Below are 23077 nucleotides of genomic sequence, written 5' to 3'. Positions count from 1 at the left end.
TTCACTTTTGTATCAGAACATGCTGAAAGAAAGTATAAAAAAAATCCCTCATCATGAGGGATTTTTTTTAATCAAACTTATTGGCCTGGCAGAGGAATATATTGTGAAGCACTGTTTTGTGCCTTACGTTCAGTCACCACAACCTCTAGGATCATGGTTTTTCCTGCCCGCTCAATTTCAATCTGAATGGTACTGTTTGGCTCTTGCAAGGCCACAAAATTAATCAGATGTGAGGCAGAACTAATCTCTTCCTCATTTACTTTCATAATCTTATCGCCACGCTGGATTCCAGCCTTGGCAGCAGGTCCATCCGGTAGCACTTCTGCGACCGTCACACCTTTTTCTTTGGGTTGCAGGACATCATCACGCTCTGCAGGTAATAAGCTGATCCCTAACCAGCCACGAACCACACGGCCATCTTTCAAAATGGCATTCATCACCTGCTGACAGATTTTGGCCGGAATGGCAAAACCAATCCCCAGTGAACCACCAGACTGCGAGAAGATTGCAGTATTCACACCAATTAAATTACCGGCGACATCAATCAGCGCACCACCCGAGTTACCCGGGTTAATTGCAGCATCAGTCTGCACAAAGTCTTCATAGGTATTAATACCCAAGTCTGAACGGCCCGTTGCCGAGATAATCCCCTGCGTCACGGTTTGCCCAACACCAAAAGGATTACCAATCGCCAGAACCACATCACCGACTTCATTGCCACTGAGTTTAAATGGCAGAACTGGCAATTGTGTCAGTTCAATCTTGATCACGGCCAGATCGGTATCCGGATCAGTTCCGACCACCTTGGCTTCAGCACGACGTCCATCCTGCAAAGCCACTACAATCTGATCGGCCTGCGCAATCACGTGGTTATTGGTCAGGATATAACCGTCTGGACGTACAATTACACCCGAACCTAAACTGTTTTCATTCGGGCTTTGTCCATACTGGTCAGGTAACTGATCGCCAAAAAATTCACGAAATACCGGATCGGTCAGTAAAGGATGCGCCTGTTGCTTGACTTTTTGGGTAGTAAAAATATTCACGACAGCGGGTGCTGCCACTTTTACAGCAGCACTATAGGAGACCACGCCTCCTGAGCGCGACGTATCAATCAACGGCTCTACTTTTTCAGCAGGCATTTTGACGCCATCTGGCGCAACTGGTGCCTTTGGTTTTTGTAGTTGTTGCCACCCCAAAAAACCGATAATGACTAAAATCAGTAACACCCAGGGTAACCATGTAAAGGTGCGGCGCACGTTGCTATCCTCTAAAATATTTTAATTCGTTGATGACTAAGTAATTTGTGTCCTATTGTAATGCTAAATACATAACTAAACACAAAAAATTCCACAGAGATTTGTGCAGCTTTAGTTACAATTAGACCTATAGATAAATATGGGCAAGTTTTAAACTTACAGGAATTTTATGGCGAATTTGAACGATATTATTCAATGGTGTGACCAGACGTTGGTAGCACGTGAATTTAAGGACTATGCACCGAATGGCTTGCAGATTGAAGGCAAATCCGAGGTGAATAAAATCCTCTGTGCCGTGACCGCCTCCCAGAGTGCAATTGAAGCCGCAATTGAGCAAGACGCAGATTTATTGCTGGTTCATCATGGTTATTTCTGGAAAGGTGAAGCCTATCCGATTACCGGCATGCGTGGTAAACGTATTAAAACCCTGATTCAACATGATATCTCACTGGTTGGCTATCATCTACCTTTAGACAGTCATCCAACACTGGGAAATAATGCTGCCATTGCGGATTTATTAGAACTCGAAAATATTGAACAGCTTGATCCGAGTGAAAAACGTCCGATTGGCAATATTGGCTATTTAAAACAGCCGATGAATCCGGAAGATTTTAAAAATTATGTTTCAGAAAAGCTGGGCTTTGATGCGATTCATCTTCCTGCTGACAAAACTCAAATCCATAAAGTCGGTTTCTGTACCGGCGGTGCGCAGGATTATATTCAAAAAGCGGCACTACAGAACTGTGATGCCTATATTTCAGGTGAAGTGAGCGAACGCACCTTTTATGAAGCTCAGGAACTGAATGTCCATTATTATGCCTGTGGCCATCATGCGACTGAAAAATACGGTGTGCAACGCTTGGCCAAGGCTATTTCAGAACAGTTTAATATTGAGTATGATTATTTCGAATTAAACAATCCGATTTAATTCGACTGACGGTTATGATCAGTGGCTTTATTCATATATTTTCAGGCTTTATTCTGTATTGTTATTTATACACGATGCCCATTTCTGCCCGATTATCTATTACAATAAAGCCACTTATTGTTAAAACCCAGCAAAATGCAAGGAATTGAAAACATGACAACCATTACTTTACCAGCATTACCTTATGGCTACGAAGATCTTGCTCCACACATCAGCAAGGAAACTTTAGAATACCATCACGACAAACACCACAATACGTATGTGGTTAACCTGAATAACCTGATCGCTGGTACTGAGCTTGAAGGCAAAACTCTAGAAGAAATTATTACAGCAACTGCTGGTGATGCTTCTAAAGCAGGTGTTTTCAATAACGCGGCTCAAGTTTGGAACCACACGTTCTACTGGAACTGTATGGCTAAAAACGGTGGCGGTAAAGCAACTGGTACTTTGGCTGCAAAAATTGACGAAGCTTTCGGTTCTTATGAAAAATTTGCTGAAGAATTTGCTGCTGCTGCAACTACTCAGTTTGGTTCAGGTTGGGCTTGGTTAGTGGCTGACGAAGTAAACGGTCAGCTTTCTATCATGAAAACTTCAAATGCTGATACGCCAATGGCGCACGGTAAAATTGCAGTGTTGACGATTGACGTTTGGGAACACGCTTACTACATCGATTTCCGTAATGCTCGTCCTAAGTACATCTCTACTTTCCTAGAAAGCCTAGTAAACTGGGATTATGCAAATGCGAAATATGCAGGTCAGCCTGCAGGTGTTGAGAAATAATTTTTTATTTCTTTGCTAAAAAAATCACCCATTTCGGGTGATTTTTTTATTTTTAGGCTCTAAATGAATATTTATGAAGCAAACAATTCATTTCTTTACATTAATTGATTGACGACCTGGTTATTCATCCCTAAAATGCCGATCAGATTCTCCAATAGCTCAGTCGGTAGAGCGACGGACTGTTAATCCGCAGGTCCCTGGTTCGAGCCCAGGTTGGAGAGCCATATATTCTTCCATAGCTCAGTCGGTAGAGCGACGGACTGTTAATCCGCAGGTCCCTGGTTCGAGCCCAGGTGGAAGAGCCAAGATTCTGAAGAAACCCACTCATTGCGAAGTGGGTTTTTTTATAGCTGTATTTTTTAAATTGAGATCATATTGATTTATATGCGCGATCAACCGCTCATTTCTTATGATCCAGATCACTTATCAAAATTCAGGCTGATCGCGATTTTGCTGTTAGGACCGGTTTACATAAACATAACAGTTTAAACCACAAACCTTTTCGACTATTTTTAAAACACTTGATTCAATTTCTTCAGCTTTTTTCTAAAAGTGCCTTGACCCCTTTTCAAATCTCTCTATAATCGCTGTCAGATTCTCCAATAGCTCAGTCGGTAGAGCGACGGACTGTTAATCCGCAGGTCCCTGGTTCGAGCCCAGGTTGGAGAGCCAATCTATTCTCCCATAGCTCAGTCGGTAGAGCGACGGACTGTTAATCCGCAGGTCCCTGGTTCGAGCCCAGGTGGGAGAGCCAAGATTCTGAAGAAACCCACTCATTGCGAAGTGGGTTTTTTTATTCTCCCCTTTTGTGATCTGTGTTTAATTTGAGTCAGTTTATATTTTTTGTGATTGGCTGCCTGGCAACTTTTGCATTAGTTTGCCTGCTCTTCCCACACCTCTTCACCCGTCAAAAGAAATTCTATCCGAAGCGCGTCATTACTGCTTTTGAAAGCAGGATGTTTACACGTCTGAAAGATGCCTTTCCTCATCATCACATTCTGGCACAAGTCGCGTTTAGCGCTTTGATCACGCACGATCAGATGAAAATGCGCAATCAATTTAATCGCAAAGTCACAGACTTCGTGGTACTTGATCGTGAATATAATGTAGTGGCGATCGTTGAACTGGATGATCCCAGTCATATTGGCAAAGAACAGGAAGATGCTGAACGCGATGCCATGCTGATTGCAGCTGGCTATACCGTGATTCGATACACCCAGATTCCGACTATCAGACAACTGCAAAGGGATTTAAGATAAGTTAAGCGGCAATTTCGATATTTCTCGCTGCAGCTTGAATTTGATTAATCAAAGCCTCCTGCTCCGCTTTTAATTTCTCGGCAGCTTTTCATGCTTCAAAACTAACCTATCCTCGTCCAATTTAGCGTCTCATCACAAGCATTCTCAGTTAAACCTGCCTTTCTGCAGGATTAGGGTGATAAAGTTTAAATTATCGCTCTATAATCCTTTCGAAAACAAAATATAAGTCAGATGACCTGATTGGCCTGTTCCATTTCTGGCCATCATCACCTTGCTTATTTTTGGCGTTGTTTTTTTATTCAGTGATCGTTTATTTATGCAAAATTCTATTCGTATTGGTATCGCGGGTTACGGTAATCTTGGCCGCGGTGTTGAAACTGCCATCCAGAAAAATCCTGATATGCAGCTTGTCGGTATTTTTACTCGCCGCTCACCAAGCAGCGTCTCTCCTTGCTTTGCAGAAACTCAAGTGTATAGCATGGATGCACTATTAAATGATTTTAGCGATAAAATTGATGTGCTGATTCTTTGTAGCGGCTCTAAAGATGACTTGCCACAACAGGCGCCTATCTTTGCAAGTAAATTCAATACCGTAGATAGTTTTGATACGCATGCACGTATTTCGGAATACTATGCTGCAGTCGACGCACCTGCCCTTGCTAACAAAAAAACAGCCATGATTTCTATTGGCTGGGATCCTGGGATGTTCTCGATTAACCGTTTATTTGGTGAAGCATTATTACCAGATGGCGAAACTTATACCTTTTGGGGTAAAGGCTTAAGCCAAGGCCATTCAGATGCGATTCGCCGTGTACCAGGGGTGAAAGCTGGTGTTCAATACACCATTCCATCTACTGACGCGATTGAACAAGTCCGCAGTGGCGCACGACCTGAGTTAAGCACCAAAGACAAACATCATCGTGACTGTTATGTGGTCTTGGAACAAGGGGCTGATGCGGCAACAGTTGAACAAACCATCATCAGCATGCCTGATTATTTTGCGGATTATAATACGACCGTGAATTTTATCAGTGAGGAAACTTTACTGAAAGATCATCAGGATATGCCACATGGCGGTTTTGTCATCCGTAGTGGTAATACCAGTGATGCACAAAAACAGGTGATTGAGTTTTCTTTAAAGCTGAATAGCAATCCTGAGTTTACCGCAAGTGTGTTAGTGGCTTATGCCCGTGCCTGCTACCGTCTGAATCAAACCCAGCAATATGGTGCTAAAACAGCATTAGATGTAGCACCTGCTCTACTTTCAATTAAATCTCCTGAGCAATTGCGTAAAGAATTGCTTTAAGATGATTTAAATATAGCCACCGATCGGATGATGGGTGGCTATATTTTTCTGTTGAAAAGCGCAAATTACTTCATCAAGAAATATCGAATATCTACAATCGAGTGAGATAGTTTTCGACAAACGATGCAACTATCTACTACACAGACATTTGCAGTATTAGACAAGTGCAAAGGGATTTTAGATAGATTAAGGTGCTGTTGCACTACTTTCAGACGCAGCTTGTATTGAATTTGCCTTAGCATGCTGCTCTGCTTTGAGCTTTTCCGCAGCTTCTCGTGCTTCAATACGTGCAATCATATCTGCCTGCTGCTGCTTGTATTTTTCCTGATTTTTAGCATCACTATTCACTGCAAGAAATGCCATACTAATTAAAAATACCGGAATACAAAGTGCAAGCGTACCGAAGATCAATAGCTTTTTTATACTGCGGGGCTGTGGCTGCTCGGACATAACAAACCTGCTTTGACAATCATTTAACTTTCGCCCCTACTATAACAAATTAAAGCTCTTGCTCAAATTTTGAAAATGCGAAAATAAAAAAGGAGCCCTAGCTCCTTTTAATATCTTCGCTTTTATTTTTACTTCGCTGGCATATTTTCTTCAATGAATTCTACAAGCTCTGTATTTTTTAAAACGATTGCTTGAGTATGTGATGCACCATCAACTCCTAGGAAAGTCACATCCGTACCCAAAGCCGCCAAATTCTTTTGCAAGGCATCTGTAACATCATAAGGTACTGCCATATCTTCTTTACCCTGAATAATCATTACCGGTACATTTATTTTTTTGGTAGCAGGCTGATTATCCCTTAAGAAATTTTTCACAGATAAATTTTGATCAAAATTATCAGTCAGCCCTGGATAGTCCACCACTGTTTTCCCAGGATTTTGCTGTAACCATTGATCTATATCCGTACTAAAAGCTGTCATTAAATTTTCTAAACACAGACCATTTTCACCAGTAGTACCTTCAGCACGCTCTGCAACCAGCTCAGATGTGCTTTCAAAGATATCTTGATAAGCAAAATTTGGCTCATAGGCTTTTATTCCAACACCGACATAGGCTGCATAGGCAAGAAGTTCTGAATAAACAGCTTTCGCAGTTCCTGGTTGAACGGCACCAGCACCTTCACCTAAAATCAATTTATTTAAAGCTTGCGGTGCAACTGTACCAATAATATAGCCCAGACTAGATGCAGGTGCTGCTGCAACTGCTGCTTTATAATTTGGATCATTCCCTGCAAACTCTGCTGTACCCAAAGATGCATGTCCACCCTGTGATTGCCCCACAGAGACCCATGCACCATTAAATTTATCGCCTTGCTGCTGCTTAAACCCTTTCACTGCATAGATTGCAGATTGTGCGGCACTCTTTAAATGCAGATAAGGATGAATCCCTCGAGTTCCTAAACCCTCATAATCAGGTGCAACGATGACATAACCTTTGGCGAGTAAACTCTCGGCCATTATTTTAAACCGTGGATTAAGAATATTTGAACTTGGTGCACAGCTATCACCACTCCCAACAGTTCCATGCTCCCACACCACTACACGCCAACCGTCTCTCGGTTGTGGAGTTCTAGGATAGATAACCAATGCTGTAGCTTCTGCTGTATTTCCCTGCACATTTGGCATGTTATATCGCATAACTCGAATACTTGATGCTTGGGTTATGACATCCTTGGTATAGGCTTGTTCACTCAAAAAAATCTTTGGCTGGGGGACAAAGATATCATTGTTATCATCATCGCCACACGCAGATAAAAACAGTACTGAAGAACACAGTACGCCCAACATTAATTTCTTATAACCATTCTGCATATTTCTATCCTTTTATTGTTATTCCCTATCTCTTTTTATCGAGATCACTCAAAATTAAGCATAAAAAAAAGCATCCTTATAGGACGCTTTTGTTATTAGCCGATAGATGGTTAGTACCAAAGAGCCAGAAAAATTCCAGAAAAGATTATGAATCCAATCCAGCGGTTATGCCTAAACGCCCAGAAACACAGCTGTGGATCTTTATCCCGTGTTTTTATCCATTGGTAAATAAAATCAAGAGCAACAACAATTAATGCAGCCAGACCAAATGGAAGCAATAAATTTTCTAGCCACAATGCAGCACCTATCAATAAAATACTACTAGCCTGCAAAGCGCTAATGATCTGAATATCATGCCGACCAAATAAGATCGCGGTTGATTTCACCCCAATCTTTAAATCGTATTCACGATCTGCAATTGCATATTGGGTATCATAGGCTACGGTCCAGGCCAGATTACCAAAATATAGAAGCCAGCAGGTTAAATCCGGCGTTTGTCCAACTGCGGTATAAGCCATCGGAATCGACCAGGAAAATGCTGCACCCAAAAAGACTTGAGGTAAATGGGTATAGCGCTTCATAAAAGGATAAATAAACGCTAAAAATAAAGCCCCAAATGACCAGTAAAAAGTTTCGATTGGCAGAAAAAATAGTAGGCAGGCACTGGCAGACACCAAAACCAGAAATACCATCACAGCTTCTTTGGCACTGATAATCCCAGTCGCTAGCGGACGGTTTTTAGTACGCTCCACATGTGCATCGACTTTACGGTCAGCAAAATCATTAATGGCACAGCCTGCCGCCCGCATAAAAATCACACCCAAAATCATGGGAATTAAAATTTCAATACGTGGCATGCCCTGAGCTGCAATCCACAGCGCCCACATGGTAGGCCAAAAAACCAGTTCAGTCCCAATCGGTTTATCAAAACGACAAAGATAATAATAGGCGCTAAGACGCTCACGCCAGGTGATTGCTTGTGCGGTTGCCATAAAAATCAAGCCCGTGAATTTTGTATAAAGTGTTCAAATGCCGGTAAAAATGTTTCTTGTACGATAAATTTACAGCCGTGCCAAGTATAGCAGCTCTGACGGGTCCAGCCCTCATCTAAAAGTACCACCCGGCGCTGGCACAGTGGATTAGTGCGCTGAAACAGAAACCAGCCAATCGGTTTGGTGCCAATATGCTGAAAAATTCGGGCTTTTTTTTGCAGGCTTAAAATCGGAAAGATGCTTCTGGCTTTCACCCAAGGAGACTGTTCCGAGCCGTAGAGATAACTTTCACGCACCCAGGAAGTATGCTGATGTGACATCTGCATCCATTTGGCATTGGCAAAGCCTAAACGCTGAAAATGCTCTTGAATTGGCTCGACATGGAATTGTCCTTGCGCCAAATCGGTCAGTTGTTGCGTGAGTGAACCCGATGCATACAGCCACGGTTTTAACTCAACAGGCAGAGTTGACAGCAACACACGCTGATTTTGATTTCTAGAACGACTATTCATTGTTAACAGTTATCTGTTTTTGCAATGATTTCATATTTGCCTTGTGGGGTTTTAATTAAAATAAAACCTTCAGCACTCAAATAAAATGATTCTGGATAAGCATAATCCAGCGCTATTTCAGGATTTTTCAGCGCCACAAATTGAGCCTGCTTATAACCCTCGGGAGTCCGCCCCACTTCAAGATAAGTCACTTCAGAGAAGTTCAACTTAAAACCTTTGTTATGATCTTTTGGATCAATCCATGGATAAAAGCTGGTGTGCTTTTTACGTTGTGCCATTTAAGCCCATCAATCATTTAAAATTATAAATAGATGATACAAAAAAACCCGCGACATGCGCGGGTTTTCTTCGCTTTAATTCGTGATGAATTACAAGCTGTAGTACATATCAAATTCAACTGGGTGAGTAGTCGTGTTTAGACGACGAACTTCTTCAGTTTTAAGCTCGATATAAGCATCAAGCATTTCTTTCGTGAACACGCCACCTTTTAACAGGTAATCATGATCCGCTTGAAGTGCTTCAAGCGCCATATCCAGGCTATGCGCCACTGTAGGGATTTTTGCTTCTTCTTCCGGTGGAAGATCGTACAAGTTCTTGTCAGCAGCTTCACCTGGGTGGATCTTGTTTTGAATACCGTCAAGACCAGCCATCAACAATGCCGCGAAACCTAGGTACGGGTTCATCATTGGATCTGGAAAACGCGCTTCAATACGCTTGCCTTTCGGGCTAGACACGTAAGGAATACGGATAGATGCAGAACGGTTACGCGCTGAGTAAGCAAGCATAATCGGTGCTTCGAAATGTGGAACCAAACGCTTGTACGAGTTTGTAGATGGGTTAGTGATCGCATTCAATGAACGAGCATGTTTGATCACACCACCGATGAAGTACAATGCCATTTCTGAAAGGCCTGCATATTCATCACCAGCAAACAGGTTCTTGCCATCTTTAGAGATCGACATGTGAACGTGCATACCTGAACCGTTATCGCCTACCATTGGTTTAGGCATAAAGGTTGCAGTTTTAGCGTATTGGTGCGCAACGTTCCAAACAGCATATTTGAACTGTTGAACTTCGTCAGCTTTACGAACCATTGTGTTGAAGCTCACACCAATTTCTAACTGGCAAGATGCAACTTCGTGGTGATGTACTTCTACACGACCTGGGCCCATGATGTCTTCGATACGCGCACACATGTCTGCACGCATGTCATGTGAAGAATCTACAGGAGGAACTGGGAAGTAACCGCCTTTTACGCGTGGACGGTGACCAGAGTTACCGCCTTCGTAGTCTTTGTTAGTTGACCAAGCAGCTTCTTCAGCGATCAATGTATGGCGCGCGCCAGACATGTCGATTTCCCATTTTACTTCGTCAAATACGAAGAATTCTGGTTCTGGACCAAAGAATGCAGTATCACCGATACCGGTAGATTTCAAATATTCTTCTGCACGGCGCGCAATCGAACGTGGGTCACGATCATAACCTTGACCAGTTGATGGCTCGATGACGTCACAAGTTACAACAACTGTTGGCTCTGCAAAGAACGGGTCGATAAAACCTGTTGCCGCATCCGGACGTAAAATCATGTCCGATGCTTCGATGCCTTTCCAACCTGCAATTGAAGAACCGTCAAACATTTTGCCGTCTTCAAATGTATCTTCATCAATACTGTCTGCTGGGTAAGTGACGTGTTGTTCTTTACCCTTGGTATCAGTAAAGCGAAAATCGACCCATTTTGCGCCACTTTCTTGTATGAGTTGAAGGACCTTGTTCGCCATGCTCATTTTGCTCCGATGTTTTTGTTGCACCCGTGAAGTGCGTGTTAGCAGTTGATAGTTATTAAGCAATTACCGTACCAACTTTTAAAAGTATAGATAAAATATTGAAATCTTTATAAGAAATCATGAAGTGACAAAAATACTTTGCGGCTATTATACTAGCTGCAAAACTAAATGCACTATATTCAAGCATTCTTCATTTATTTTATTTCAGCTTTATTTTTTAGCGCACCTAAATAGTGCATGTATCTATAAAAATGTATAAGAAACATAGCTTTTTATAGCAAATATGCTGCTTTTTCTTACTTTTGTTATATTTTTACTTGTTTTTGGCTAAAAATTGAGCTTTTTTTAGTAGATATCAGTAAAGAAAATTTTGCGATTCATTTGGGATTGTATGCCTATTATGAGGCATTTTCTTTAAATCTACTTTCAATAGAAAAGTTTATATAAAGCTTAATTATTCAAGTGATGTTTTTTTCATCAAGCATTTTACCTCTCTTTGACCTTAATTTTTTCATTTTTAAGTTTTACTCTAAAAAATAGCCTTTTAAATCTTTCTATGAGTAAGCCTATTACTTTAAATCATTATAAAATTTTATTTAATTTTCTACAGGTTTTTAAAGCCAATAAATTGAGCGAAATTGTTGCGCCGAATGGGGCTATTTTTTGCTATGATGAAGCGTGCTTTATTTTCACACAATGAAATCAATGATTTAGTTGTGTTAGGCAAGTGCTTGCAACACGTATAAATAAAGTACGATCTGGACAACATTAGCACAGTTAAGTGCATTAATTTCAATAGGTTAAGCTCATGCTTTTAATGATCGACAACTATGACTCCTTTACTTATAACATCGTCCAATATTTTGGCGAACTGAATCAAGAAGTAAAAGTAGTCCGTAATGATGCCGTGACATTGGAAGATATAGAGCGATGGCAACCTAAGTATTTAGTGATTGGCCCCGGCCCGTGCTCGCCAAGTGAGGCAGGAATTTCTATTCCTGCCATTCAGCATTTTGCTGGCAAAATTCCTTTACTGGGCGTTTGTCTTGGTCATCAAAGTATTGGTCAGGCATTTGGCGGTGATATCGTGCGTGCCAAACGTGTCATGCATGGCCGTCTGTCTGATATGTACCACAGTGATACCGGGATTTTCAGCAATCTTCCTTCTCCATTTCCTGCAACGCGCTATCATTCACTGGTGATTGATCAAGCCACCTTGCCCGAATGTCTGGAAGTGACCTGCTGGACCAATGAAGCTGACGGCTCTATGGAAGAAATTATGGGTGTGAAACATAAGACATTGCCGGTCGAAGGCGTGCAGTTCCATCCCGAATCGATTCTGAGCCAGCATGGTCATCAAATCTTTAAAAACTTTCTCGAAATTTATGCCTAAGAACACCTTATGAATATTCAACAAGCTTTAAGCAATATTACTAAAAACATTCACCTGACTCAGGATCAAATGCAAGACGTGATGCGTGCCATCATGTCAGGTGAAGCGACCGATGCCCAGATTGGTGCCCTGCTGATGGGCTTACGTCTTAAAGGCGAAAGCATTGATGAGATTACCGCAGCTGCACGTGTCATGCGTGAACTTGCCACTAAAATTGATGTCAGTGACATTCCTTATCTGGTCGATATCGTCGGCACAGGCGGTGACGGTCAAAACCTGTTTAACGTTTCTACTGCCTCTGCATTCGTGATCGCAGCAGCCGGTGCAACTATAGCCAAACATGGTAACCGCGGCGTTTCGACCAAATCAGGTTCGTCAGATTTGCTGGAACAGGCCGGGATTAATCTGGACCTGAATATGCAGCAGACTGAACGCTGTATCCGTGATGTCGGTGTCGGCTTCCTGTTTGCACCGAATCATCATCAAGCCATGAAATATGCAATCGGCCCACGTAAAGAATTGGGGATTCGCAGTATTTTCAACCTGCTCGGTCCTTTAACCAATCCGGCTGGCGTACAACGTCTGGTCATTGGCGTATTTTCCAATGAACTCTGCCGTCCAATTGCCGAAGTTATGAAACAGCTCGGTGCTGAACATGTGATGGTAGTACATTCACGTGATGGTCTGGATGAAATCAGTATAGCCTCTTCAACTCATGTTGCTGAACTGAAAAATGGCGAAGTCACCGAATGGGAAATTATTCCTGAATCGGTCGATATTGAATCGCAAACTCTGACCGGACTGATTGTGGAAGATTCTGCGCAAAGTCTGGCTTTGATCAAAGATGCGCTGGGCAAGAAGAAATCAGACATCGGTGATAAAGCAGCGAACATGATCGCGCTGAATGCTGGTGCAGGTATTTATGTCTCTGGTTTGACCAGCAGCTATAAGCAAGGTGTTGCGCTGGCACATGACATTATTTATGGCGGTCAGGCACTTGAGAAAATGAGTGTACTGTCTGAATTTACCAAAACTATTAAACATTACGAAGCTTAATTCGGTCAGGGATTTTGATCATGGTGGATATCGCAAATACAATTTTAGGCAAAATTGTTGACCGTAAAAAAGAAGAATTTGCCCTACGTTTAAAGCAGAAAAGCTATAAAGATCTGGAAGAACTGGCACAAGGTGCATCACCTGTGCGTGGTTTTGCCCAGTCTTTAGTGTCGAAACGTCCGGGTGTCATTGCTGAAATTAAGAAAGCTTCGCCATCCAAGGGCATTATTCGCGAGAACTTTAACCCTGCGGAAATTGCAGCACAGTATCAGGAGGCAGGTGCAGCCTGTTTATCGGTGCTGACCGATGTAGACTTTTTCCAGGGTCACGATGACAACATTCAGATTGCCCGTTCACATTGCGACCTGCCTGCACTGCGCAAAGACTTTCTGATCGATCCTTATGGAGTTATCGAAGCACGTGCCCTGCATGCAGACTGTATCTTGCTAATTGTGGCTTGCCTGTCTGACCAGCAGTTAGAAGAAATGTCTAAAACTGCATTTGAACATCATCTGGATGTACTGGTTGAAGTTCACGATGAAGAAGAACTATCCCGTGCTTTAAAACTTTCTGATCGTTGTCTGCTCGGTGTAAATAACCGTAATTTAAAAACCTTTGATGTGGATTTAAACACATCATTACGTTTGAAAAAATTACTGGACCCTTCACGCCTGCTGGTGACTGAAAGCGGTATTGCCACACCTGCGGATGTTGCGATGATGCAGAAAAATGATATTCACGCCTTTCTGGTCGGCGAAAGCTTCATGAAACAGCCACGTCCGGATCATGCTTTCCGCGATCTGTTTGGTGAGCCTGAAGCGGTTTAAAATGTAAATGCTCACCTAAGCATTAAAAAAGCCCAATCTCAGGATTGGGCTTTTTTATTTTCAATATTGAAAAGTAGATCATAGATTCTCGAGCGTATTTAAAATCCTCAGCAATGTCATGAACGCAATTCAGTTCTCCTTTGTCTATTTTCAGACTATAATTCTTGTAAATTCCGCATCTCCCTTGTTTTTACATTATGAGTAAACACGATTCTTCATTATCTAAAGATCAGTACAACCTGCTGAAATCTTTTAAGAAGCAAATTACACAGCCGCAAACGCCTGCGGTCGTTGCTGCACCTGTTGAAAAGACTGTCGAGCAAGAGGCTTTAGAAGAACTTGAATTATTCCGCAAGCAAATGCAGGGCGTGCAAAAAATTGAATCGGGCAATACGGTTCAACTGGACAAGCCACGCAAGAAAAAGCCGGATGCACAAATCCTGGCAAAGCGTGCAGCGGCTACTGGCCCGATGGAAACAGAGGCCATGGCTTTATCAGATACTCAGGCCATGCTCAATCCTGTCGGGAGTCAGGCCAACTTGAGTTACCGCATTGCCACCTTGCAGCATAAAGTGTTTGAAGACTTGAAAGCCGGTAACTTGCGCTGGTTTGAAGCTGTGGATCTGCATGGCTGTACCGTAGAAGAAGCGCGTCAAGCCGTGCTGCAGATTATTCAAATCGCCAAAGATGAAAACCAGAACGTGATTAAAATCGTACATGGCAAAGGTCCGGAAGCGATTTTAAAAACCTATGTCAACGGCTGGTTGCGTCAGCATCGCGATGTTTTGGCTTTTGTCAGTGCACCTGAAAAGCAAGGTGGTACCGGTGCGGTATTGGTTCTGCTCAAACGTGCAGAAAAGAATCCAAAGTTCAAACAGTAAACGGTTTTAGCCTCAAAACAAGGCATTGTAAAAGTTTTCTGCTACAATGCCGTCCTTGTTCATTCTCAGTTTAAGTGAATACGTCATATGACTATGCAGCAATCCTACGCAAACATTCTTACTGCCGTTGGCGAAGATCTAAATCGCCCTGGTCTCAAAGATACGCCTGTGCGCGCTGCGAAAGCATTTTCATATTTAACCTCGGGTTATAGCCAGACACTTGAAGAAGTGACCAACAAGGCAGTCTTCCCTTCCGATAACCGTGAAATGGTACTGGTCAAAAATATCGAATTTTATTCGTTATGTGAGCATCACTTATTGCCATTTTATGGCCGCGTTCATATCGCCTATTTGCCTGAAGGTCATGTTTTAGGCCTGTCTAAATTTGCCCGCATTACTGAAATGTTTGCACGCCGTTTACAAATTCAGGAAAATCTGACTCAGCAAATTGCAGAAGCCGTGGCTGAAGTCACCAAAGCACGTGGTGTTGCCGTAGTCATTGATTCTGCGCACATGTGCATGATGATGCGTGGTGTAGGCAAGCAGGAATCAACCACACGTACGGTATCATTTATTGGTGATTTTAAAACCGACAAAGAAACACGTCGTGAATTTTTAAGTGCGGTTCCAGAAAGCTATTAATTATTAAAGCTTAAAAATAAGTTACTCAGAGCCTCGATCATTCGGGGTTTTTTGCTTTTAAAGGAAGAGGATATCAATACTTAACTCCAAAGCTCACTTGCTATAAATGACATCTGGTAACAGGGTTTAAAGACCTGTCCCAAAACTTGCTATATTTTAGTCTGGAACTCGAACAATTCCTGCTTGTGTTTGCAACAAGCCTACACTTGGATACACGATAAAGTTTTAATCCTGCCGCTCTCCCCTTAAAGTAATTTGAAGTTGATATACAGCAAAGCGCTTTATATCTTTCTGATTGATTTTTAATGATAAGGAAAGTAACCATGGCGAATAGCAAAAATAACCAGGCGAAAGACAGTAAAAAATCAGCAAAAACTGCTAAAAAGACCCAAGATGAGAAACTGAAAAAGTCGAATAAGAGTAGTGACGAAGACAGTGATCGCAAAGTCACTAAAAAAGCGGCGAGCAGTAAATCTAAAGCGGCATCTTCTAAGAAAGACAATGCCAGCAAAGATGAAAAAGTGAAGGCGAAGAAAAATTCGAGCTCAAAAGCCAGTGATAAAGCGAAAGACCAAAAGACCTCTTCCGCGAAAAAACCGGCTAAAGCGAAAAGCAGCAACAAGAGTAAAGACGACACTAAAGTGAAAAAGTCTTCTTCAAAAAAATCAGCACCTGCTAAAAAGCAGTCGAGCAGCTCCTCTAAGAGCAAGTCAACCAAGGCTAAAACCTCGAAGACCAGTTCAAAAAAATCGAAGTAAAATGAAAGCCCCTAGTTCTAAATGCCAGGGGCTTTTCTGTGTCCTGCCCTTTCATTTTTATAATTTGTATTAGCTGAAATATCGAATAATTTTAAATTTCAGAAAAGGCCGAATATGAAGCCATCTGCCAAAATAGCTCCACCAAAACGTCCGTCACGTGTAGTTTCGAATAGTTTTGATTATTCGCTGGACTTCGCAAAAATTAATTTTCGCAAACGACCGGAGCTCTACCGGATTGGCCGTGGTGAACAAGGTGTATTACTGGTTGAGCCTTATAAATCGGAAATCCTGCCACATTGGCGCTTTGCAGATGAAGAAAAAGCCCAAGCCAGTAGCGAGAAAATCTATCAGCTTTTTTTAGAGTATTTAAAACAAGAAGATTTTGTTGGTGCGGACATGGCACGCAAGTTTTTACAGATGGGTTTTACCCGTGCCCGGCGTTATGCCAATCATAAAGGGGGCAAAAAATACGACGGTCCGGTTCCAGAAGACAAAAAAGGCTTGAGTGGCGCGCATGGCCGTTCAGAGCTACCGCGCAATCAGGAAGATCCGGTTAAAGCTGCTACTGCCAAAATCTTTAAACAGAAATGGGATGAAGCTAAAAATCATCCCGAATATCTTCAGCAAAAACAGAAATTTCAGGAATTTATAGAGCAGCAGTCTGCAACTGAATAAAAACCTTTCATTTAAACCGAGAGTGGCTGTGTGCCCGGGTTCAAGGACTGATGAGCCATATAGACCCTGTTACGCCCGTTGTTCTTCGCCATATACAAGGCAGAATCTGCCGCATTCAGGAAGCGCTGATAATCCGGATGTCCATCATAAAGCACACAACCAATACTCACCGTAAATTTAAACTGCTGGCCTTGTGCCGAATTAATCATGCCATTTTCAATATATTTACGAATACTTTCGGCGATATTGAGGGCACGTTTTTCATCAGTATCCACCAGTAACAGCAAAAACTCTTCACCGCCGACCCGAAAAGCATAATCACTGCCCTGACTATATTTTTGCAATGCTTCGGCCAGAAATTTCAAGGCCAGATCACCTGCTGCATGTCCGAATTTGTCATTAATACTTTTGAAATAATCAGCATCGATAGCAAGTAAAGACAAAGGCGTATGATTCTTACGAGAAAAAGTGATTTCACGTGAAATAATCGTATTCAAATAACGGCGATTCAGTAACTGGGTCAATGAATCATTACCTGATTCAATATATTCGGCCACCTGAAATAACTGGTCCACCAGCAGCTGAATTTCGCGGTTCAAGTCACGGATCTGCTGGATTAGTCCCAGCATATTGTTTTTGTCCGTACAGTCCATGATATCTTGATTAAGTTCATCGACTTGATAAATTCGTTCAATGATTAAATCGACCTGGTCAGAGCCGGTAAAAGCATAAGAGGCTTTATGAATAAACCATAAACCAAACTCCGACTTGGACAACATCGGATGATTCAATTTTTCATGCTCAGAAAAGACCTTGAACATGAGCTCATTTTCCCAGTCTAGCAATGAACTGCGCTGTTTATCTTTTTGTACGGCCACATCCTGCATCGCTGAAAAAACACGATAACTGTGTTTAATTTCCTGATTCATGGCTGTTTTGGCTTCATAAGATCGGCACATGACTTCTGTGGCAAACCCCATGATCTGGACAATATAACTGCAGGTAGTCAACATACTGTGATGAGGATTCTCATCCAGCAGTTCAAACATTTTACGCTCAATTTCACGTACACCGCGCATGATCAGCCAGGATGGAATTCCGACACGCGCATGCACATGCCCCACCATCGCCTGTTTCTGCACGGCATCGGCATAGCGTTTATTAATCCCTACACCAAAGCTTTCAAGTAGCCAGGCATTTAAAGTGTCGCGCAAGCGCTGTTGAATCAAGTCATCGGAAAAGAATTCTGCAGATTCCTTTTCAATGAGCATGTTTTTATAGAATTCTTCCACCAGAATCAGGGAATGATCTTGAATAAAATGAAAGGCATGCAATAAGTCATCAGATGAATAATTTTGACAGATCTGTTCCCATTGCTCGGCCAGTCTTGCCATGCATTCATTATTCATACTGTCTGTTCCCCAAAACCTTGCAATTTGTACTCACATTATGTGATAAATATAACAAATATCAGGTATTTTTCCTAAAATATCGACCAGATTATTTGTACCCAACCCAGCCAATCTTTTTATACACGGGAAAACCGAACAGTAGCCTCATGGATACACAGCAATTTATGAATAGTGTTAATCAGTTTTGACTCAATCTTAAAAATACCGGATCAAACCAAGACTCCATTGATCCCAGTCTTTAGTTTGTTGTTGCTGATATTCCCAAGACAGCCGAAGTGCATGTTGTGGATTGAATGCATATTGGATTTCAGTATTCAGTTTCAGCTGCCAGCGATGCGAATCTTCCCAATAAGGCAGTTCCAACTGCACCAGACTGTTGATCTGATCGCTCCAGATATTCTGGCACCCCACAGTAGGGCCTGCACCTACGCGCCAGCCTTGATCAAGTGTCTTGCCTGCCTGTAGCTGAGTTTGCATTTGTGCATAACATAGATGTTCACGGCTGACATTTGCCCAGCTATAACCGACCTGAGTTTTTAAGCTGGCAACGCCATGCTGCTCATCTTCACTAAACTGGCCATGCGCATCCAGTGCCTCCTGTTTCCAGCCCAGATTAAAACCCCAAGATAATGGCGTATTAAACGGATTGACCGGGTTATAGGAATTGACGGTAAATAGATCCAGATGTTCCAGCTTGAGTTCACTGTCACGATATTGCAAAGCCCCATCCAGAAACAGCAACTGTGTACCGGTACGAAAACCGCCTTGCGGATCAATAAGATCATGATAAGCTTGCCGATGTCCAAGCTGGACAAAGGATTCACCTTGAACCTGTCCGGCCTGAATACTGATATTGCGTGCATGATGGCTTTGTACCGGATCTGTTTTTGGACGTTCAGGCGCTTTACGCTGCTTCTCGATATTCAGCTGACTTCTTAAACCCAATAGCTTGCGGAAACGTGGCTGAGCAAAAGATTCATCGACTTTTTGTCGGAGAAAGTCCAGATATAAATGATCATAGGCCATTTCCAGAATTTTGGCCTGATCTTCTGCCGGATAAGGCTGCAAAATTGAAGGCATTAGGTCTGTTTCTGCATAAGCCAGCTGATGCGCAGTTTTTGCCAAGGCTTTGCCATGCTGTCTGGATTGAGCCAGCAATTGAGTTTCAAGCGCCGGACGATAAACTTTCTGTTTGATCAAGCCCTGCTGTTCTACGACTTTCAGCGTTTCAATCGGAATCGCAGTCGAATTAAACTGTTTCTGTAGATTTAACTCGGGACGTACCAGATCAAACAGCCCGAGTAAACGATATGCACAATTATCATTGATAAAATAATAAGGGAAACTTACATTTTGCATTTCCCAGAGATGCTGTACCAGAAACCTGGTTTCTTGCGGGCTTAAGTTTAATTCATATTCCCATAAGTCCCGGCTTTCAAAGTCACCATACTCTTTGACCTTGCGGTAATACGGCATCAGGGAATATTCACCCGGATATTGTCCGGTCAGCCCTTTCCAGGCAAAGGACCAGTTGTCATTGCCATCGACCGTTGCGGCATAGTTGACTGCATAAGAAATCAGATTGAGTTGTTGCTGGTCTTTAGGGCCCAGCCGCAATAAGGTATGCCCGAACATGGAGCTGGGATTACCCATAAAATCCGTGGCATAAATCAGCGTCGCCTGATAGGGCTTGACCTCGCCAATCCATTTATCCAAATCAGGACAACTAATCGCAGGCAATTGTTGCTCGGAAATATTCAATTGCTGCATTAACCAGCTGCTGCGTGCCGGAAACTTACAGCGAACAGACTGATTCGGCTCTGCGCTCAGGAATAAAGCCTGAATGTTATGCTGCATTTCTTTTTTTAGATCAGTTTTTCCCTGCTCTGCCAGGAAATAGCCCGAATAGTTAACCTCGCTATGACCTTCGGGATTAGCATACATCAGACGCTGCCAGGTGGTGCTCTGATCCAGACGCAGGGTTTCGGCCTGAGCGATATAATGCTGGATGTCTGGATTAATTTCGCTAGAAAAACTTAAAGGGCTGAATGTCAGGCCCAACATGAAGAACGCATATTTCATTCAGTTAACTTATTCTCATCAATTTCTTTTAGTCATAAGAAAACCCTGCCAGAACAGCAGGGTTTTTAGGGTGCGGATCAGATGTAGGATTTCAATACTTCATCTTTGGCCATCACAGTTTGTAAGGTGCTTAAAACTTGTAATGTATTCTGGTTTTCTTCGGAATAAATTTCAGAGAAATTCTGCTTGGAAACGCTAAAGAAACGAGCTTTATCTTCAGATTTAATATTCAAAAGTTCAGCCAGAACATTCAGGCTTTCACCCTCTCCAACTGCCATATCACGCGCCAATGCTTCAGCGTTTTCATTGGTAAAGGTCACCACTTGAGCGGTTACGGTACCGCCCTGGCTACAACCTAAAGTACCAAAAGTGATCCCGAGCCACTGATTCGTGAACAGAACGTTGGTCGTACCTGCAAAGAGTTTAGGAATAATACCAGACTGACCCGCCCACACCTGGCTTCCGATACCACAACCGACATCTCGGTCAGCCATCGCCATGCTTGAACCAGTCGCCAATACCGCCGCCAGCATAATTTTTTTCAACATAGTTATTCTCCAATTATTCTCATGCAATCTTTGTTATTACTCTAATGATGTAATTTAAATTACATACTCAGGAGAGTAGCGACAAGTCAAGTTTGGCGCAATTGAAAAAATGCATGCTTTACATAAACATAACCTGGTTGATTTTACTGTTCTTTGAGCGCCCAATCGCCTTGTAAATTACGCTGTCCCAAGATTTTCAGTACCAACACCAGACTCAGCAGTAATAATAAATACCAAGATCCGAGTTTGCCCCATCCCACCATATGCCATTGCTCAATCTGGCTTGGATAGAGCCAGATCTGGTAAAAGGTACTGATGTTCTCGGCAATCCAGATAATAAACGCCAGAATCAGCAGTACGGGTAACATCGGCAACTGAAAAGCATGCTGATTCAGCTGGAAGCGGATTCTGGTTTTCCAGAACATGATCACGCTCCAGACAAATAGAATCAGACGATAGTCAGGAATAAAAAACTTGCTCATAAAGTTGATATAAGACAAGACTGCCAAAGCCAGCATATGACTAAAACGCGGCAATTTTTCAAATGAAACCTGATATAGACGTAAAGAACGTGCAAAAAAGCTGCCGACTGCCGAATACATAAAGCCAGCAAACAAAGGTACGGTCAGGATTTTAAATACCGCGGGTTGTGGGTAATGCCAGGAAGCAATTGCCGGATGGGTCAGGAAGATTTCCATCACCATGGCCATGAGATGAAATAGCGCAATCACTTTGGCTTCAGCCCAGGATTCCAGTTTTGTATAGAGCAATATCACCTGAATCAGCAAAGCAAAAAAAAGCAGATAGTCATACCGGTAAAAACCGAAAAAGAGATCGCTGCCCATAGAAGCAGTCAGCGCAAAAGCCAGCAGGAGTAAAATCCCAAATAAGGCAGCCGAAGCTGCCTTATAAGTAAATTCAAACCCTGATTTGAATAGATCGATCAAGGTTTACATCCTAAAGATATTTGGCACTATACTCATGTACGGTATCAATGAATGCTTTTGGATTCGCCGGATCAACCCACTGGGTAATACCATGACCCAGATTGGCAACATAACCGGTTTTCTCGCCATTGGCATAGGCATCATCCAGCATGGCTTTTGTTGCTTTAATGATGGTGTCTGATGAACCATATAAAGTTGCAGGATCCAGGTTACCCTGAAGTGCTGCACGACCCGCAACGGTTTGACGAGCGACATTCAATGGCGTGGTCCAGTCCAGACCAAACGCATCTGCGCCTGTCGTAATCATCGGTTCCAACCATTGACCGCCACCTTTGGTAAACAGAATTACCGGAATCTTGCGACCGTCTTTCTCACGTTGCAGACCAGCGACAATCTTCTGCATATAATTCAGCGAGAACTCGATATATTCACGATGTGCTAATGCCCCACCCCAACTATCAAAGATCTGTACCGCTTGTGCACCCGCATCGATCTGCGCATTCAAATATTCAGTCACTGCATCAGCCAGACGATCCAGTAAAGCATGCAAAACTTCAGGCTGCGCATACATCATCTGTTTGGTAAAACGGAAATCCTTGCTTGAACCGCCTTCGACCATATACGTTGCCAGAGTCCATGGACTGCCCGAGAAACCAATCAGAGGAACCTGACCACCCAAGGCTGAACGAATGGTCGAAACGGCATTCATCACATAATCCAGATCCGACTTGGCATTAAATGCAGGCAGGTTGGCGACATCCTGTTCGGTACGGATGGTCTTGTGAAATTTCGGGCCTTCACCGGCTTCAAAATACAGCCCCAGTCCCAAAGCATCCGGAACCGTCAAGATATCCGAGAATAAAATCGCGGCATCAAGATCATAACGGCGTAAAGGCTGCAAAGTTACTTCACAGGCCAGTTCAGTATTCTTGCAAAGCGAAAGGAAATCTCCTGCCTTGGTACGCGTTTCGCGGTACTCAGGCAAATAACGGCCAGCCTGACGCATCATCCATACTGGCGTAGCATCTACAGGCTCACGCAACAATGCGCGCAGAAAACGATCATTTTTTAAGGTCGTCATTCACATTCCCATCTTTCTTTGACATTGCCAACATCATAGCAAAAAGGCCGCAGTTTTAATAACTTCTGGCAACTTTAAAAACCGATCGGATTGAACGGCAACCTAGTGATTTACACAAAACAACTACTGCATCTC

General features: G+C 42.7%; 23 protein-coding genes and 4 tRNA genes. 15 read left to right on the top strand and 12 right to left on the bottom strand.

The features are described from left to right. Positions 1 to 77: 77 nt before the first annotated feature. Positions 78 to 1259 (bottom strand): S1C family serine protease, encoded by a 1182-nt coding sequence (locus tag NI455_RS09630; RefSeq protein ID WP_005246845.1) that lies wholly within the window; start codon positions 1257 to 1259, stop codon positions 78 to 80. 169 nt (positions 1260 to 1428) lie between these two features. On the opposite strand from NI455_RS09630, the gene NI455_RS09625 reads away from it, so the two are divergent. The 8 genes from NI455_RS09625 to NI455_RS09590 all read left to right on the top strand — a co-directional run bounded on the left by NI455_RS09625 (position 1429) and on the right by NI455_RS09590 (position 5532). Further along, positions 1429 to 2187: a Nif3-like dinuclear metal center hexameric protein gene (locus NI455_RS09625; RefSeq protein WP_005246847.1), complete on the top strand. Its 759-nt coding sequence runs from the start codon at positions 1429 to 1431 to the stop codon at positions 2185 to 2187. A 153-nt stretch (positions 2188 to 2340) separates the two neighbouring features. Then, positions 2341 to 2967, top strand: coding sequence for a superoxide dismutase SodB (gene sodB, locus NI455_RS09620; protein ID WP_004646486.1), 627 nt, complete (start codon positions 2341 to 2343; stop codon positions 2965 to 2967). A gap of 148 nt (positions 2968 to 3115) precedes the next feature. Next, positions 3116 to 3191, top strand: a tRNA-Asn gene (locus tag NI455_RS09615). A 5-nt stretch (positions 3192 to 3196) separates the two neighbouring features. Next, positions 3197 to 3272, top strand: a tRNA-Asn gene (locus NI455_RS09610). A 291-nt stretch (positions 3273 to 3563) separates the two neighbouring features. Further along, a tRNA-Asn gene (locus NI455_RS09605) sits at positions 3564 to 3639 on the top strand. 6 nt (positions 3640 to 3645) lie between these two features. Then, positions 3646 to 3721 (top strand) — tRNA-Asn (locus NI455_RS09600). Positions 3722 to 3782: 61 nt separating this feature from the next. Then, on the top strand, positions 3783 to 4226 hold the full coding sequence (locus tag NI455_RS09595) for a DUF2726 domain-containing protein (RefSeq protein WP_044112771.1): 444 nt from the start codon (positions 3783 to 3785) through the stop codon (positions 4224 to 4226). Between the two features lie 316 nt (positions 4227 to 4542). Then, positions 4543 to 5532, top strand: a complete 990-nt coding sequence (locus NI455_RS09590; protein WP_253113865.1) for a diaminopimelate dehydrogenase — start codon at positions 4543 to 4545, stop codon at positions 5530 to 5532. Between the two features lie 186 nt (positions 5533 to 5718). On the opposite strand, the gene NI455_RS09585 is transcribed toward NI455_RS09590, so the two are convergent. From NI455_RS09585 to glnA, 6 genes are all read right to left on the bottom strand, one after another. Next, a complete protein-coding gene (locus tag NI455_RS09585; protein ID WP_253113863.1) occupies positions 5719 to 5982 on the bottom strand; it encodes a hypothetical protein in 264 nt (87 codons plus the stop codon). Between the two features lie 128 nt (positions 5983 to 6110). Then, the gene (locus tag NI455_RS09580) at positions 6111 to 7352 is read right to left on the bottom strand and encodes a lipase family protein (RefSeq protein WP_253113860.1); all 1242 of its coding nucleotides are present in this window, start codon (positions 7350 to 7352) and stop codon (positions 6111 to 6113) included. A 110-nt stretch (positions 7353 to 7462) separates the two neighbouring features. After that, positions 7463 to 8344: a 4-hydroxybenzoate octaprenyltransferase gene (gene ubiA / locus NI455_RS09575; RefSeq protein ID WP_253113857.1), complete on the bottom strand. Its 882-nt coding sequence runs from the start codon at positions 8342 to 8344 to the stop codon at positions 7463 to 7465. Positions 8345 to 8349: 5 nt separating this feature from the next. After that, a complete protein-coding gene (locus tag NI455_RS09570; RefSeq protein ID WP_219309770.1) occupies positions 8350 to 8856 on the bottom strand; it encodes a chorismate--pyruvate lyase family protein in 507 nt (168 codons plus the stop codon). A 2-nt stretch (positions 8857 to 8858) separates the two neighbouring features. Beyond that, the gene (locus NI455_RS09565) at positions 8859 to 9134 is read right to left on the bottom strand and encodes a hypothetical protein (protein ID WP_004279642.1); all 276 of its coding nucleotides are present in this window, start codon (positions 9132 to 9134) and stop codon (positions 8859 to 8861) included. A gap of 90 nt (positions 9135 to 9224) precedes the next feature. Continuing rightward, positions 9225 to 10640 carry a type I glutamate--ammonia ligase gene (glnA, locus tag NI455_RS09560; RefSeq protein ID WP_004279641.1) on the bottom strand — a complete coding sequence of 472 codons (1416 nt, stop codon included), beginning with the start codon at positions 10638 to 10640 and terminating at the stop codon, positions 9225 to 9227. Between the two features lie 808 nt (positions 10641 to 11448). Between glnA and NI455_RS09555 the strand changes: the two genes are divergently transcribed. The 7 genes from NI455_RS09555 to NI455_RS09525 all read left to right on the top strand — a co-directional run bounded on the left by NI455_RS09555 (position 11449) and on the right by NI455_RS09525 (position 16872). Next, the gene (locus NI455_RS09555; protein ID WP_004646400.1) at positions 11449 to 12033 is read left to right on the top strand and encodes an anthranilate synthase component II; all 585 of its coding nucleotides are present in this window, start codon (positions 11449 to 11451) and stop codon (positions 12031 to 12033) included. 9 nt (positions 12034 to 12042) lie between these two features. Beyond that, entirely contained in the window at positions 12043 to 13089 is a 1047-nt protein-coding gene (gene trpD, locus NI455_RS09550) for an anthranilate phosphoribosyltransferase (protein ID WP_004279589.1), read from the top strand. 20 nt (positions 13090 to 13109) lie between these two features. Further along, positions 13110 to 13916: an indole-3-glycerol phosphate synthase TrpC gene (gene trpC / locus NI455_RS09545; protein ID WP_004279588.1), complete on the top strand. Its 807-nt coding sequence runs from the start codon at positions 13110 to 13112 to the stop codon at positions 13914 to 13916. A gap of 197 nt (positions 13917 to 14113) precedes the next feature. Then, complete coding sequence (locus NI455_RS09540) at positions 14114 to 14797, top strand: Smr/MutS family protein (protein ID WP_004646397.1); 684 nt, start codon at positions 14114 to 14116, stop codon at positions 14795 to 14797. A 93-nt stretch (positions 14798 to 14890) separates the two neighbouring features. Beyond that, the gene (gene folE / locus NI455_RS09535) at positions 14891 to 15439 is read left to right on the top strand and encodes a GTP cyclohydrolase I FolE (RefSeq protein ID WP_171065034.1); all 549 of its coding nucleotides are present in this window, start codon (positions 14891 to 14893) and stop codon (positions 15437 to 15439) included. A 323-nt stretch (positions 15440 to 15762) separates the two neighbouring features. Beyond that, positions 15763 to 16197 (top strand): hypothetical protein, encoded by a 435-nt coding sequence (locus NI455_RS09530; RefSeq protein ID WP_253113854.1) that lies wholly within the window; start codon positions 15763 to 15765, stop codon positions 16195 to 16197. 114 nt (positions 16198 to 16311) lie between these two features. Then, positions 16312 to 16872, top strand: coding sequence for a DUF4385 domain-containing protein (locus tag NI455_RS09525; protein WP_253113851.1), 561 nt, complete (start codon positions 16312 to 16314; stop codon positions 16870 to 16872). A gap of 11 nt (positions 16873 to 16883) precedes the next feature. Here NI455_RS09525 and NI455_RS09520 read toward each other — a convergent pair whose 3' ends face one another. The 5 genes from NI455_RS09520 to hemE form a co-directional block, all read right to left on the bottom strand. After that, on the bottom strand, positions 16884 to 18281 hold the full coding sequence (locus NI455_RS09520) for a diguanylate cyclase (RefSeq protein WP_253113848.1): 1398 nt from the start codon (positions 18279 to 18281) through the stop codon (positions 16884 to 16886). A gap of 198 nt (positions 18282 to 18479) precedes the next feature. Beyond that, on the bottom strand, positions 18480 to 20366 hold the full coding sequence (locus NI455_RS09515) for an Lnb N-terminal periplasmic domain-containing protein (RefSeq protein ID WP_253113845.1): 1887 nt from the start codon (positions 20364 to 20366) through the stop codon (positions 18480 to 18482). A gap of 77 nt (positions 20367 to 20443) precedes the next feature. Further along, on the bottom strand, positions 20444 to 20914 hold the full coding sequence (locus NI455_RS09510) for a DUF3015 family protein (RefSeq protein ID WP_004279577.1): 471 nt from the start codon (positions 20912 to 20914) through the stop codon (positions 20444 to 20446). Between the two features lie 143 nt (positions 20915 to 21057). After that, the gene (locus NI455_RS09505; RefSeq protein WP_253113843.1) at positions 21058 to 21861 is read right to left on the bottom strand and encodes a DUF817 family protein; all 804 of its coding nucleotides are present in this window, start codon (positions 21859 to 21861) and stop codon (positions 21058 to 21060) included. Positions 21862 to 21871: 10 nt separating this feature from the next. Next, on the bottom strand, positions 21872 to 22942 hold the full coding sequence (gene hemE / locus NI455_RS09500; protein WP_005246858.1) for a uroporphyrinogen decarboxylase: 1071 nt from the start codon (positions 22940 to 22942) through the stop codon (positions 21872 to 21874). Between the last annotated feature and the right edge of the window lie 135 nt (positions 22943 to 23077).

Source organism: Acinetobacter lwoffii, assembly GCF_024129435.1.
In the GTDB taxonomy this organism is placed as follows: domain Bacteria; phylum Pseudomonadota; class Gammaproteobacteria; order Pseudomonadales; family Moraxellaceae; genus Acinetobacter; species Acinetobacter lwoffii_F.
Note: the sequence above shows the minus strand (reverse complement) of the source record. Positions and strands in the feature narration are given on the sequence as shown.